The 13,269-nt window shown below is 63.5% G+C and carries 11 protein-coding genes; 7 read left to right on the top strand and 4 right to left on the bottom strand.

Annotated features, from left to right (window positions below):
* Window positions 1-183: 183 nt before the first annotated feature.
* Together NKJ04_RS27980 and NKJ04_RS27975 are read left to right on the top strand one after the other, a co-directional pair.
* On the top strand, window positions 184-1,542 hold the full coding sequence (locus NKJ04_RS27980) for a Ppx/GppA phosphatase family protein (RefSeq protein ID WP_352678513.1): 1,359 nt from the start codon (window positions 184-186) through the stop codon (window positions 1,540-1,542).
* A 22-nt stretch (window positions 1,543-1,564) separates the two neighbouring features.
* Window positions 1,565-2,362 carry an RlmE family RNA methyltransferase gene (locus tag NKJ04_RS27975; protein ID WP_352442521.1) on the top strand — a complete coding sequence of 266 codons (798 nt, stop codon included), beginning with the start codon at window positions 1,565-1,567 and terminating at the stop codon, window positions 2,360-2,362.
* Window positions 2,363-2,373: 11 nt separating this feature from the next.
* Here NKJ04_RS27975 and NKJ04_RS27970 read toward each other — a convergent pair whose 3' ends face one another.
* The gene (locus NKJ04_RS27970; RefSeq protein ID WP_352442523.1) at window positions 2,374-3,795 is read right to left on the bottom strand and encodes an MFS transporter; all 1,422 of its coding nucleotides are present in this window, start codon (window positions 3,793-3,795) and stop codon (window positions 2,374-2,376) included.
* A 305-nt stretch (window positions 3,796-4,100) separates the two neighbouring features.
* Here NKJ04_RS27970 and guaB point away from each other — a divergent pair, with 305 nt between their 5' ends.
* Genes guaB through NKJ04_RS27955 form a run of 3 tightly spaced genes read left to right on the top strand, consistent with a single transcriptional unit; the run spans window position 4,101 to window position 6,634 of the window.
* Window positions 4,101-5,603 (top strand): IMP dehydrogenase, encoded by a 1,503-nt coding sequence (gene guaB / locus NKJ04_RS27965; RefSeq protein WP_023810190.1) that lies wholly within the window; start codon window positions 4,101-4,103, stop codon window positions 5,601-5,603.
* Complete coding sequence (locus tag NKJ04_RS27960; RefSeq protein WP_352553988.1) at window positions 5,554-6,177, top strand: hypothetical protein; 624 nt, start codon at window positions 5,554-5,556, stop codon at window positions 6,175-6,177. Before guaB ends, NKJ04_RS27960 begins: the two co-directional genes overlap by 50 nt.
* A 37-nt stretch (window positions 6,178-6,214) precedes the next feature.
* Entirely contained in the window at window positions 6,215-6,634 is a 420-nt protein-coding gene (locus NKJ04_RS27955) for an MAPEG family protein (protein ID WP_023810192.1), read from the top strand.
* 51 nt (window positions 6,635-6,685) lie between these two features.
* On the opposite strand, the gene rnd is transcribed toward NKJ04_RS27955, so the two are convergent.
* The 3 genes from rnd to NKJ04_RS27940 form a co-directional block, all read right to left on the bottom strand.
* Window positions 6,686-7,837: a ribonuclease D gene (rnd, locus tag NKJ04_RS27950; RefSeq protein WP_352678508.1), complete on the bottom strand. Its 1,152-nt coding sequence runs from the start codon at window positions 7,835-7,837 to the stop codon at window positions 6,686-6,688.
* A 78-nt stretch (window positions 7,838-7,915) separates the two neighbouring features.
* Window positions 7,916-9,157: an MFS transporter gene (locus tag NKJ04_RS27945; RefSeq protein ID WP_352678505.1), complete on the bottom strand. Its 1,242-nt coding sequence runs from the start codon at window positions 9,155-9,157 to the stop codon at window positions 7,916-7,918.
* 133 nt (window positions 9,158-9,290) lie between these two features.
* The gene (locus tag NKJ04_RS27940) at window positions 9,291-10,193 is read right to left on the bottom strand and encodes a DMT family transporter (RefSeq protein WP_352678502.1); all 903 of its coding nucleotides are present in this window, start codon (window positions 10,191-10,193) and stop codon (window positions 9,291-9,293) included.
* 106 nt (window positions 10,194-10,299) lie between these two features.
* On the opposite strand from NKJ04_RS27940, the gene NKJ04_RS27935 reads away from it, so the two are divergent.
* Complete coding sequence (locus NKJ04_RS27935; protein ID WP_352442527.1) at window positions 10,300-11,166, top strand: LysR substrate-binding domain-containing protein; 867 nt, start codon at window positions 10,300-10,302, stop codon at window positions 11,164-11,166.
* Window positions 11,167-11,313: 147 nt separating this feature from the next.
* Window positions 11,314-13,104 (top strand): aspartate--tRNA ligase, encoded by a 1,791-nt coding sequence (aspS, locus tag NKJ04_RS27930; protein ID WP_352678591.1) that lies wholly within the window; start codon window positions 11,314-11,316, stop codon window positions 13,102-13,104.
* Window positions 13,105-13,269 lie beyond the last annotated feature (165 nt).

Raw genomic sequence — 13,269 nt, 5'->3', positions numbered from 1 at the left:
CCGGCAACTGCGGCGTGCGGGTTCATTACGCGGCCGCCGGAACGGCGGTTTGCGGCCTGCCGGCAAAATTCGGCATGCGGCTCTTGGTGATCGGGCGCGGCGCTGTTAGTCTGGCGGCAACTTAAAACACTGAAGCGCCTGCTGCGTCCATCATAGGTTCGCGCGGCGCCGGAAGGAACGACAGTGGAAGACCACGACACCGGCGCCGGCGCGCCGGAGGTGGGCGTGTCCAGCGCTTCCCAGGGGTCGGCTGGCCCGGGGAACGCAAGCTGGCAGCAACGCCGCCCGACGGAGCTCCGCTCCGCGGACGGGCAGGCGGGCGTCGCACCCCACAAAGGCAAGCCCAAGAAGCGGCGCAAGCGAAGGCGCGGGCGCAAGGTTTTTGCGCGCGACGAAGCGCGTCCCGCGGAGAATCGAGCGCCGGCGCCGGGCAAAGCCGGTGTCCCGGCGGCGGAGTCCCACAGACCGGCGGAATCGGTGGCCTCGCCCGCCGCTGTAGTGCCACGGCCGGAACAGAGCGCCCGTCGGCCGCCGGTCCAGGAGCTTCCGGTGTTTGCGGCGCTTGATCTCGGCACCAACAATTGCCGGCTGCTGGTCGCCGTGCCGACGCGGCATGGCCAGTTCCGCGTCATCGACGCTTTTTCTCGCATCGTCCGGCTGGGCGAGGGGCTCACCGCCAATGGCCGGCTCGGCCAGCCGGCGATGGACCGCGCGGTCGAGGCGCTGAAAATCTGCGGCGACAAATTGCGCAACCGCAAAATCAGGAAAGCCCGGCTGATCGCCACCGAGGCCTGCCGCATGGCCGAAAACGGCGTCGAGTTCATCGACCGTGTCGAACGCGAGGCCGGCCTGAAGCTTGAGATCATCGACCGCCAGACCGAGGCGCGGCTGGCGGTGTCCGGCTGCGGCTCGCTGGTCGAGCGCGACACCCAAGGCGTCGTCCTGTTCGATATTGGCGGTGGTTCGTCGGAAATCGCGCTCATCGACCTCGCTGGCCGCCGTTCGCCAAGGCTGGCCAATCATATCGTGTCGTGGACGTCGCTGCCGGTCGGCGTCGTCTCGCTGGCCGAGCGCTTTGGCGGCCGCACGGTGACGCGCGAGATCTTCGCCGCTATGGTCGACGACGTTGCCGGCCGGCTGGCCAGCTTCGACGGTCGCGACCGACTGAGCCATCTCAAGGCCAGCCCGAATTTCCATCTGCTGGGCACGTCCGGAACCGTGACGACGCTGGCCGGCGTTCACCTTGAGCTCGAGCGCTACGATCGCCGCCGTGTCGATGGGCTGTGGATGGACCGCGACAGCGTCGATCGCATGGTCGAAAGACTGGTTGGCTGGGATTTCCAGCAGCGCTGCGCCAATCCTTGCATCGGTGCCGATCGCGCCGATCTGGTGCTGGCCGGCTGTGCTATCCTCGAGGCGATCCGCGCCGTGTGGCCGTCCGAGCGGCTGCGAGTCGCCGATCGTGGCCTGCGCGAAGGTATTTTGAGCGAACTGATGGCCGATGATGGCGTCTGGCGCAACGATGGCCGTGGCAGAGCGTGAGCCCGAACCGAAGAAATAAGCAATGACCAAGAAACCGGAAAAACCAGGATCAGCCAGCATTCGCGTGCTGAAGACGCGGATCAAGAAGAAGAGCGGGCTGAAGGAATCGTCGCGCCGCTGGCTGCAGCGCCACATCAACGATCCCTATGTCCAGCGCTCCAAGGCTGACGGCTATCGCTCGCGCGCGGCCTACAAGCTGATCGAGATCGACGACAAGCACCATCTGCTGAAACCCGGTATGAAGGTCATCGACCTCGGCGCCGCCCCCGGCGGCTGGTGCCAGGTCGCGGCAGCGCGGACGAAATCGACGGCCGACAAGCCGCATGTCATCGGCATCGATTATCTCGAAATGGACGCCGTGCCCGGCGCGCCGGTGCTGTTGATGGATTTCCTCGATCCGCTGGCGCCGCAAAAGCTGGCCGAGGCGCTGGGTGGGGATCCGGATATCGTGCTGTCCGACATGGCGGCGCCGACCACCGGCCACAAGCGGACCGACCATATCCGCACCATGCATCTGTGCGAGGTGGCGGCCGATTTTGCGCTGTCGGTGCTGAAGCCGGGCGGGCATTTCCTCGCCAAGACTTTCCAGGGCGGCGCCGAAAACGAGCTGCTCTCCATGCTCAAGAAGAACTTCCGCTCCGTCCACCACGTCAAGCCGCCGGCGTCGCGGGATGAATCGGTCGAGCTCTATTTGCTGGCCAAGGATTTTAAAGGGCGAGAGGCCGGTCCGCCGCCAGGCGGATCGGAACGTCCAGTGGACGTTCCGAAGGACTCGAGCGCCCGGAGCCATAGCGAAGGGCCAGAGGACGACGAGACGTAAAGCCAGCCGCATCAGTTGCCGGGCGGGCTCACCGTTTCCAGCGTCTTGGGCACGGTCAGCCGGCCATGGCCCGAGATGGCGTTGCCGGCATCGGGCGCCAGCCGCATGAACGACAGGGACGCGGCGGCGGAAATCGCCGCGACGACGAAGAACGCGGTGTGGAAATCCGCCAGTGTCAATGACCTGTCGTTCAGGCTCGTCGATACTTCCAGGATTCCGCCGGCCAGCGCCACGCCGAGCGCGACCGACAACTGCTGGAACACCGCTGTAATCGGCGTCGCCTTGCTGGTGTCTTCAGCCGAAACCTCGGCATAGGCGAGCGCATTGACGCCAGTGAAGAACATCGAGCGGATGAAGCCGCCGACGAGCAGCATGGCCAGCATCAAGAGATAGGGTGTGTCGGGTGTGAACAGGCCGTTGATGGCGATCGAGGCGGCAGCGACCAGCGAACCGACAACCAGAACGCGGCGGAAGCCAGCGACGCGGAAGATCAGCGCGGTGACGAATTTCATGCCGATGGCGCCGATTGCAGAGACGAAGGTGATCATGCCGGACTGGAACGGCGTCAGCCCAAAGCCGATCTGGAACATCAGCGGCAGCAGGAACGGCACAGCACCAATGCCGATGCGGAACAGCCCGCCACCAAGCACCGAGGAGCGGAACACCTGGTTGTGGAACAATTCGAGCGCCAGCAGCGGGTTTTTGGCGTGGCGCGCATGCAGCAGATAGAGCGCGCCCGATACGAGGCCGACCGCCACGGTGAGGACACCGACGATTGGCGGCAGATAGGGCAAGCTGACCACCGACAGGCCGAACACCACGCCGGATGCCGCCAGCCCGCTCAGCACGAAGCCGATGAAATCAAGTGGTGGGGTCTGCGCGGGTTCGGTCTCCGGCAGGAAACGCGTCGCCAGCCAGATGCCGATCAGCCCGATCGGCACATTGATCAGGAAAATCCAATGCCAGGTGAAGTAGGTGGTGATGAAGCCGCCGACCGGCGGGCCCACCAACGGTCCGACCAGCGCCGGAACGGTCAGCCAGGACATCGCCGCGACGAGTTCGCTTTTCGGTGTCGCGCGCACCAGCACCAGCCGCCCGACCGGCGTCATCATGGCGCCGCCGATGCCTTGCAGGAAGCGCGACACCACGAAAGCCGGCAGCGAACCGGAGAGGGCGCAAGCGATCGACCCGACGATGAAGACCGCGATCGCGGCGCGAAAGATATTCTTGGCGCCGAAACGGTCTGCCATCCAGCCGCTGATCGGAATGAAGATCGCCAGCGATACCAGATAGGCGGTCAGCGCCAGCTTGAGCGCGATCGGGCTGGTGTGGATGTCGACGGCGATCGCCGGCAGCGATGTCGCGATGACGGTCGAATCCATGTTTTCCATGAAAAGGGCGACCGCCAGTATAAGCGGAATGGTGCGGTTCAAGGAACGCGTCCAGACTTGAATGTTGCGTTGCCAGTTGCATGTCGGCCTTGAGGCGGGCGGTTACCATGCCTTCGCCGGCATGTCGCATTAATTTGCTGTCACTTTTGTGCGACCGGCAACCACAGGTCGCATCCTTCGCCGAAAAGTCACCTTTCCGGGAGCGTGAAATCATCGGCTTTTCATCGGCGCTCGGACGTGGTACCAGCCAGCGCCAATCCTGAAAGGGAAGAAACGAGTCGGCGCTGTCCATTCCGGTCCAGCGCTTTTTTGTATTCCCCCACCGCGTTTATATCGAGGGACTGGCCATGGCAAAAATCATCGAAACGTCTACCGGCGCATTGGCGCTGACCTTTGACGACGTGCTGCTGCAGCCCGGCCATTCCGAGGTCATGCCCGGCGAGACCGATGTCCGCACCCGCATCGCCGGTGACATCGACCTCAACGTGCCGATCCTCTCTGCGGCGATGGACACCGTCACCGAGGCGCGGCTCGCCATCGCCATGGCCCAAGCCGGCGGCATTGGCGTCATCCACCGTAATTTCTCGCCGGCCGAACAGGCCGAGCAGGTGCGGCAGGTCAAGAAATTCGAATCCGGCATGGTGGTCAATCCCGTCACCATCGGCCCCGACGCGACGCTCGCCGACGCGCTTGGCCTGATGCGCAGCTATTCGATCTCGGGCATTCCGGTGGTGGAGAACGGCGGCAGCGGCGGCCACAAGATCGGACGGCTGGTCGGTATCCTGACCAATCGCGACGTGCGCTTTGCGTCCGATCCGGCGCAGAAGGTCCATGAGCTGATGACCCGTGACAACCTGATCACAGTCAAGGAGAACGTCGACCAGGACGAGGCCAAGCGGCTTCTGCATCAGCACCGCATCGAAAAGCTGGTGGTCGTCGACAGGCAGGGCAATTGCGTCGGATTGATCACCGTCAAGGACATCGAGAAGTCGCAGCTCAACCCGCACGCCAGCAAGGACTCGCAGGGCCGCTTGCGTGCCGCCGCCGCCACCAGCGTTGGCGATGACGGTTTCGAGCGCGCCGAACGCCTCATCGATGCCGGCGTCGACCTTCTGGTGATCGACACCGCGCATGGCCACTCGCAGCGCGTGCTCGACGCTGTCACGCGGGCGAAAAAACTATCCAACTCGGTCCGCATCCTGGCCGGCAACGTCGCCACCGCCGCGGGCACGCAGGCGCTGATCGACGCCGGGGCGGACGCCGTCAAGGTCGGCATCGGTCCGGGTTCCATCTGCACCACCCGCATCGTTGCCGGCGTCGGCGTGCCGCAGCTTTCCGCCATCATGTCGGCTGTCGAGACGGCGCACAAATCCGGCGTCTCGGTGATCGCCGATGGCGGCATCAAATATTCCGGCGATCTTGCCAAGGCGCTGGCCGCCGGCGCCAGTGCCGCCATGATCGGCTCGCTGCTGGCTGGAACCGACGAAAGCCCTGGCGAGGTCTATCTGCACCAGGGCCGCTCCTTCAAGGCCTATCGGGGCATGGGCTCGGTTGGCGCCATGGCGCGCGGCTCCGCCGATCGCTACTTCCAGGCCGAGGTGCGCGACACGCTGAAACTGGTCCCTGAAGGCATCGAGGGGCAGGTTCCCTACAAAGGACCTGTGTCCGGAGTGTTGCACCAGCTTGCAGGCGGGCTGAAAGCCGCTATGGGTTATGTTGGTGGCCGTGATCTTGCCGATTTCCGCGAGCGCGCCACTTTTGTGCGCATATCCAATGCCGGACTTCGTGAAAGCCACGCCCATGACGTCACGATTACCCGCGAAAGCCCGAATTATCCCGGCGGAGCCTGACCAGTACGGGCTCGGGCGGAACCTGACGGCAACGATCCTGCGGCTATCGCGCCACGCAGGCGCGCTCTGTTTCCTGTCAGTGGTGGTTTTCATCGCCATGACGGCTCTGGAATTCTTCTATTTCCGCCAGTTGAGCGGCGGCTTGCCGTCACTCGACATGCGCATTTTAGGGTTTACGCCGGACGAAGGCATGGCCTGGCTGACGGCGCTCGGCCGGCGCGGCGGCGAGATCATTCTCGTCTGGCATTATCTGACTTTCGATCTGTTGTTCCCGGCGCTGCTGTCGGTCACGCTGGTCAGCCTCATCCTGGCCACCGGCCGGCGATTGAAGGCTTTCCGCGTGCTGCCGGCGCAGCTGCAGTCGATTTTCGCGTTGGTCCTGGTGCTTCCCTACACGCTTGCACATTACGTTCAGAACTTTGCGGTGGCGCGGCTTCTGTCCGATTTCCTGTCGGCCAACCCGGACTCGCTGTCTTTCGCCTCGGCGCTCACCGTCACCAAATTCGCGCTTTTCGCCATACCGGTGATCGTCATTGCCGCCTTCTGGCTGGCGGGCCAGAAACGCCAGGCCTGATGCCGCGCGGAAAGCACAGCCGGGTAGGGGACACTTCGTGAACCAGACCACGATCTTCTGGCCTGTTCTGGCGCATGTGCTGCTGATCTACATCGTCTACTGCGTGCTGGGCCGCCGCAGATACGGCGCAGTCAGGTCAGGCGAGGCGAAACCCGGCCAGTTCAAGGTGCGTTCGAGCGAGCCGGCCTCCAGCGTCACCGTTGCCGCCAATCTCACCAACCAGTTCGAATTGCCGGTGCTGTTCTATGTGCTGTGCCTGACGCTGCACCTGACCAACGGCGTCAACTATCTGACCTTGGCGCTGATGTGGATTTTCGTCGCGTCGCGCTATTTCCATGCCTGGGTTCACCTGACCAGCAACAATCTGCTGCTGCGCAGCCGGTCCTTCTTCGTCAGTGCGGTGATTCTCCTGCTGGGATGGATCTGGTTCGCGCTGCACCTGCTCGGCGTGGTTTGAGCAGACAGTTCTCCCTTCTCCCAGCTTGCGGGAGAAGGAAAGAATGCTCGTCTACAGATCGAACACCGCAATCTTGCGCTTGTCGAACTTGATGCCGATCTCGCCGCGCACCAGCTTGAGCGCGGCCTCGCCGAACACCGCGCGCCGCCAACCCTGCAGGGCCGGTACGTCGGCCTCCTCGCCCTCGGCGGCGATACGGTCGATGTCGTCGCTGGAGGCCAGCACCTTCGAGGCGACGCCTTCCTTTTCGGCGACGATCCGCAGCAGCACCTTCAACAGTTCCGCCGCGGCGCTCGAGCCCTCGGGCGGCTGGAAACTCTTTGGCAATTTCGGCATCTGCTCCTTGGGCAAGGCAAGTGCGGTGTTGACCGCGCCGAGCAGCGCCGTTGCCGTCGACGAGCGCTCCCAGCCCTTCGGTGTCGTGCGCAGCTTGCCGAGGGCTGCCGTGTCGCGCGGCGCCTGCTGCGCCACCTCGTAGATCGCGTCGTCCTTGAGCACGCGGCCGCGCGGGACGTCGCGTTCGCGCGCCTCGCGCTCACGCCACGCCGCAACGCCCTGCACGATCGCCAATTCCTGCGGTTTGCGCAGCCGCATCTTCAGCCGCTTCCAGGCGTCCTCGGGATGCGGATCATAGGTTTCGCGTGAGGTCAGCACCTCCATCTCCTCGTTGAGCCAATGGGCGCGGTTTTCCCGCTCCAATTCGGCGCTGAGGTGCTGATAGACCTCGATGAGATGCGTGACGTCGGCCAGCGCGTAGTCGAGCTGCTTGTCGGAAAGCGGCCGGTGGCGCCAGTCGGTGAAGCGCGACGACTTGTCGAGCCGCGCGCCGGTAATGCGCTGCACGAGCTGATCGTAGGAAACACTGTCACCGAAGCCGCAGACCATCGCCGCCACTTGCGTGTCGAACACCGGATGCGGAACCAGATCGCCGAGGTGGACGATGATTTCGATGTCCTGCCGCGCGGCGTGGAAGACTTTGACCACCGCTTCATTGGCCATCAGCCTGAAGAACGGCTTCAGGTCGATATCGGGCGCCAGCGGATCGATCAGCGCCGTCACGCCGGGTGCGGCCATCTGGATCAGGCACAGGATCGGCCAAAAGGTCGTTTCCCGAATGAATTCAGTGTCGACGGTGACGAAATCCGACTTTTCGAAAGCGGCGAGAACGGTCTCGAGTTCTTTCTGGGTGGTGATGACGTTCATCAAATCGCTTTTGACAGGAGTAAGGTCTTCCTAGATTTCAGCCGCCGGGGCTTTCGTCAAGCTTTGGCACCGCCATCATCAGGTTCCCGGACCATCGGAATCGTCGTTTCTCCTGGCCAGCCGCGCGAAAACCGTCGAAGTGCGCAGGAGCGCGGTGAAGCGGCCGCGCCTGCCTGCCGGCACACCGGACCGGGCCTGCATGCGGTAAAGGATGACGGCGATGAAGATCGCATAGACCACCGCGCTGAATACAAACAGGGCGCCCGGTCCGAAATACTGCATTGCCGTCGAGGCGGCGAACGGGCCGCCAATCGCGCCGAAGGAATAGAACAGCATCAGCGCCGCGTTGATCTGCACGAACTCGCCCGTGTCGGCGCGGTCGTTGGAATGCGCCGCCGACAGCGAATAGAGCGGCATGGCGAAACAGCCGAAGATGAAGATGAAGATGAAGTTGAGCGCCGGATTGCTGCCGGCGATGAACACCAGCGCCAGCGCCGAGAACATCGCGCAGCACGTCGTCATCAGCAGCACCCGGCGCCGGTCCCAGCGGTCGGAGAGGTAACCCAGCGGATACTGGATGATGGCGCCGCCGAAAATGCCGACGCTGACGAAGGTGACGACATCGGCGACCGACATGCCGATCTGCTCGGCATAGACCGGCGACAGGGTGCGAAAGGCGCTGTTGGTGACGCCGACGGCGATGCAGCCGAAGCAGCCCAGCGGCGAAATCCGCCAGACGCGCGCCAGGTCGAGCTTGACCTCTTCGGGTGGCGCCGGGTTGGAGCGGTCGCCGAGCGACACCGGCACCAGCGACAAGGTGATCATCATCGACATGATGGCGAAGATGGCGAAACCGCCAGCGCCGAAGACCGGGATCAGGAACTGCGCTGATGTCACCGAACCGATGTCGACCATCCGGTAGATCGCCAGCACGCGTGCCCGGTCGTGATTGCCGACGCCGGAATTCAGCCAGCTTTCGACGATGGTGAACAGCCCGGCGAAACAGAAGCCGCCGGCAAGGCGCACCGCGCACCACATCACCGGATCGATGACCAGCACCAGAAGCAAGGTGCCGACCGAGGCGATTGCCGCCAGCGCCGAAAACGCCCTGATATGGCCGACCGCCTTCATGATGCGGGTGATGGCCAGGCAGCCGAGCAGGAAGCCGGCGAAGTAGAAGGTGCCCATCAGGCCGATGTCGGAAGCCGAAAACCCTTCCTGCGCGCCGCGCAGCGCGATCAGCGTGCTCTGCAGCCCATTGCCGCCGAGCAAAATGCCGGCGGCGAGAAGGAGCGGGATCATCGGGCGGATGGAGGACATGAAGAGGCGATCACGTGTCGGTGATCCCTTCTTGAACCATCACCCTGGCCAACGCCAGCAGCAATTCCCTGCGCCAACAGGGATGATCGCTGTATTCGCCTGGATTCGTTTCCGCGTTTTGCTTGGTCAGTGCTCAAGGCTGCCGGCGACGTGACTGCCGATCGTCGGGCCACAGGCTGAGCCGCTCGGCTGCTCCCGTTGCGATGCCTATTCCTGCGAGGACTGCCACCAGCCCGACAATCAGGTTCGCGCTTACCTGTTCGCCCAGGAAGACGACACCGAAGATCGATGCCGTCACCGGATTAACCGCAACGGAGACGGCAACCAGTGTCGGCGACGCGCGCTCGAGCGCGAATGCCCAGAGGAAGAAAATGAAGGCGCCGCAAATTATGGCCAGATATGCGCTCGCGATCCACTGAGGTGCGCTGAGAGTGGCAAGTCGCGCGAAGCCTCCGTTCGAAACCACCAGGACCGATAGGCAGACCGCGCCCACGCCCATGCCAAACGCCACGAACGGGATTGGCGCGGTGCGGGATAGAAATGGTCTCGACCAGACGTTGTAGAGCGCCATGCAGAAAGCGGCCGCGACCATGAGGAGATCTCCGCGCCAGGCATCTGGGGGAGCAGTCGTCAGGCTCGTGCCGAGCGCTACGGCCACCCCTGCCATTGCGATCAGGACACCGACGATCTTGCGGATGGTCGGCGGCTCGATCCTCAGAACTGCCGCGGCAAGCATTGTGAGCAGAGGCAGTGTCGAAAGCGCAAGCGCACCTCGCGCGGCCGTTGTGTAGACAAGGGCTCCATTGAAGAGCACCGGAAACAGCCCGAAGAACAGCAGACCCAATGCACCAATGCCGAGCCAGTCGCTCTTCGGCGGCCACCTGTCTCGTCGCCAGAGAGCTACGGCGGCCAAAACCAGAAAGCCGCCGCCGAACCGGACCGCACCGATAGCGAGAGGATCGAGCGTGCCCGCGAGATATCGCGTTGCGCCAACGGCGGTGCCCCCAAAAGCGCTGGAGAGAATCGCGGCGAGCACTCCTGTGATTTCCATGGCCCTGACCTTGCCAACTCTGAACCAGCGATATCGGGCAGGCGGGCCATAAGGAATCGAATAAGCTCAATGAGTTTGATAACATTCCACTATGAGCATCCCGAATCTCGATCCGGACCTTCTGCGGGCCTTCGTCGTCGTTGCCGAGCGCCTCTCGTTCACGCGAGCCGCCGAGCAGCTCAATAGAACGCAGGCGGCCGTCAGCTTGCAGGTGAAACGTCTTGAGGAGCGCATCGAGACCATCTTGTTCCGGCGCTCGACAGCCCGCGTTGAACTCACCGCCGCCGGGGAGGGCTTTCTGATCGATGCCCGCCGCATACTTGCTCTCAATGAGCAGGCGATTGCGCGTGTTTCCGGTCAGCAGGTGGCCGGACAGGTTCGCATCGGGGTCATGGAAGATTATGGCACCAAGATCCTGCCGCGCCTCCTTTCTGGCATCGCCGAGCGATTTCCGTTGGTGCAGGTCGAAATGGAGATCGGTCTCACCGCCCGGCTCCTGAAACGGCTTGGGTCGTCGTTCGACGCCGTCATCGCCATGCACCCGGAAGGCACAACCGAGGGGGATCTGATATGCCGCGAAAGGGCGATTTGGGCGGCGGCGGCGACGCGAGCCGTCGAGGAACTCGATCCGTTGCCGGTCGCTCTGTCGAGCCCCGATTGCCTGTTTCGCTCCTGGGCCATTGAGGCGCTCGACAAGGCAGGCCGGCCATGGCGTTTGGCCTATGTCAGTCCAAGCCTTTCAGCCACGGAGGCAATTGTCGAACAGGGACTGGCGGTCACCGTGGTCAAAGGCAGCATGCTTGCGCCTGGCCTGCGAGATGTCCATCCCGGCCGGCATGTGCCCCCGCTGCCGGGGGCGGAAATTCGCCTTCATCATGCCGCAACGTCGTCCGCCAGCGCTGCATTGGTCGTCGAGCACCTTGCCCAGCGTCTTCGGCTATCGGCACTGGGCTCATAGGTCGCCTGGGAAAGCGGAACCAAGATACCAACACGGGCCGCTTGCCTTGACAAATCCGGCCTCCCATGCGCTTTTCGCGCAAATTTTCAGGGCCGGGCCGTGATGCCTCGGCCGGCAACTAGAGCACCCCGGACTTTACCAATGACAATGCACCGTTACCGCAGCCATACCTGTGCCCAGTTGAGGAAGAGCGACGTCGGCTCGACCGTTCGCCTGTCGGGCTGGGTGCATCGCGTGCGCGATCATGGCGGCCTGCTCTTCATCGACCTGCGCGACAATTATGGCTTGACCCAGATCGTTGCCGATCCGGATTCGCCTGCCTTCAAGGTCGCCGAAACCGTGCGCGGCGAGTGGGTCATCCGCGTCGACGGCGAGGTCAAGGCTCGCTTGCCCGACACCACGAACGCGAACCTGCCGACCGGGGAGATCGAGATTTTCGCCCGCGAGATCGAAGTGCTGTCGGCGGCCAAGGAATTGCCGCTGCCGGTGTTCGGTGAGCCGGATTATCCCGAGGATATCAGGCTGAAATACCGCTTCCTCGACCTGCGCCGCGAGACGCTGCACAAGAACATCATTGCGCGGACAAAAATCATCGCCGAGATGCGCAAGCGCATGGGCGAGGTCGGCTTCACCGAATTCTCGACGCCGATCCTGACTGCCTCGTCGCCGGAAGGCGCGCGCGACTTCCTGGTGCCGTCGCGCATCCATCCCGGCACCTTCTACGCGCTGCCGCAGGCGCCGCAGCAATATAAGCAGCTGATCATGGTGTCGGGCTTCGACCGCTACTTCCAGATCGCGCCCTGCTTCCGCGACGAGGACCCGCGCGCCGATCGTCTGCCCGGCGAATTCTACCAACTTGACCTTGAAATGAGCTTCGTCGAGCAGGACGACGTGCTGTCGACCATGGAACCTGTCATGCGCGGGGTCTTCGAGACCTTCGCCAACGGCAAGCCGGTGACGCAGAATTTCCAGCGCATTCCCTATGATGTCGCCATGCGCAAATACGGTTCCGACAAGCCGGACCTGCGCAACCCGATCGAGATGCAGGCCGTTTCCGCCCATTTTCGCGATTCCGGCTTCAAGGTGTTCGCCAACATCCTGGCCAACGATCCGAAGGCCGAGGTGTGGGGCATTCCGGCCAAGACCGGCGGCAGCCGCGCCTTCTGCGACCGCATGAATTCCTGGGCGCAGGGCGAGGGCCAGCCGGGCCTCGGCTATATCTTCTGGCGCAAGGAGGGCGACAAGCTCGAAGGCGCCGGCCCACTCGCCAAGAACATCGGCGAGGAGCGCACGGAGGCGATCCGCCTTCAACTCGGCCTTGCCGATGGCGACGCCGCCTTCTTCGTTGCAGGCGACCCGAAGAAGTTCGTCTCTTTTGCGGGGGCTGCGCGCACCCGTGCCGGCGAGGAGCTGAACCTGGTCGATCGCGAGCGTTTCGAACTGTGCTGGATCGTCGACTTTCCGTTCTTCGAATGGAACGAGGAAGAGAAGAAGATTGACTTCGCCCACAACCCGTTCTCGATGCCGCAAGGTGGCATCGATGCGCTGAATGGCGAGGACCTGCTCGGCATCAAGGCGTTCCAATACGACATGGTCTGCAACGGGTTCGAGATCGCCAGCGGCGGTATCCGCAACCATCTGCCCGAAACCATGGTCAAGGCGTTCGAGACGGTCGGGCTGGATCGCGCCACGGTCGAGGAGCGCTTCGGCGGCCTCTATCGTGCCTTCCAGTATGGCGCGCCGCCGCATGGCGGCATGGCCGCCGGTGTCGACCGCGTCGTCATGCTGCTGCTCGGCGCCAAGAACCTGCGTGAGATCACCATGTTCCCGATGAACCAGCAGGCCTACGATCTGTTGATGAACGCACCGTCGGAAGCGAGCCCGCAGCAGCTTCGCGACCTGGCGCTGCGCGTTGCCGTGCCCAAGAAGGACGCCTGATCGCGCTTCGGGCAATGCTTTAAGGAACCGCCCGAACCGATTCTTTCGATTCGCTAATCCCGTTAAAAAGCCCCCCACGCTGAACTGACCCCCGAAAGTTGGACATCAACCTTCGGGGGTTTTCATGTCCAAACACAGCGAGAGTTTGAAGCGCACTGTTGTTGA

Origin of the sequence: Mesorhizobium sp. M0618, from assembly GCF_040320765.1 — a bacterium.
Taxonomy (GTDB): Bacteria; Pseudomonadota; Alphaproteobacteria; order Rhizobiales; family Rhizobiaceae; genus Mesorhizobium.
The sequence above is the reverse complement of the archived record's forward strand: the minus strand, read 5'-3'. Positions and strand labels throughout refer to the sequence as shown.

Bases quoted from the DNA above. Each gene is read 5' to 3' on its own strand.
- rnd (WP_352678508.1), bottom strand. From the start codon at position 7,837: ATGAACGTCATCACCACCCAGAAAGAACTCGAGACCGTTCTCGCCGCT.
- NKJ04_RS27975 (WP_352442521.1), top strand. From the start codon at position 1,565: ATGACCAAGAAACCGGAAAAACCAGGATCAGCCAGCATTCGCGTGCTG.
- aspS (WP_352678591.1), top strand. From the start codon at position 11,314: ATGCACCGTTACCGCAGCCATACCTGTGCCCAGTTGAGGAAGAGCGAC.
- NKJ04_RS27935 (WP_352442527.1), top strand. From the start codon at position 10,300: ATGAGCATCCCGAATCTCGATCCGGACCTTCTGCGGGCCTTCGTCGTC.
- guaB (WP_023810190.1), top strand. From the start codon at position 4,101: ATGGCAAAAATCATCGAAACGTCTACCGGCGCATTGGCGCTGACCTTT.
- NKJ04_RS27945 (WP_352678505.1), bottom strand. From the start codon at position 9,157: ATGTCCTCCATCCGCCCGATGATCCCGCTCCTTCTCGCCGCCGGCATT.
- NKJ04_RS27960 (WP_352553988.1), top strand. From the start codon at position 5,554: ATGACGTCACGATTACCCGCGAAAGCCCGAATTATCCCGGCGGAGCCT.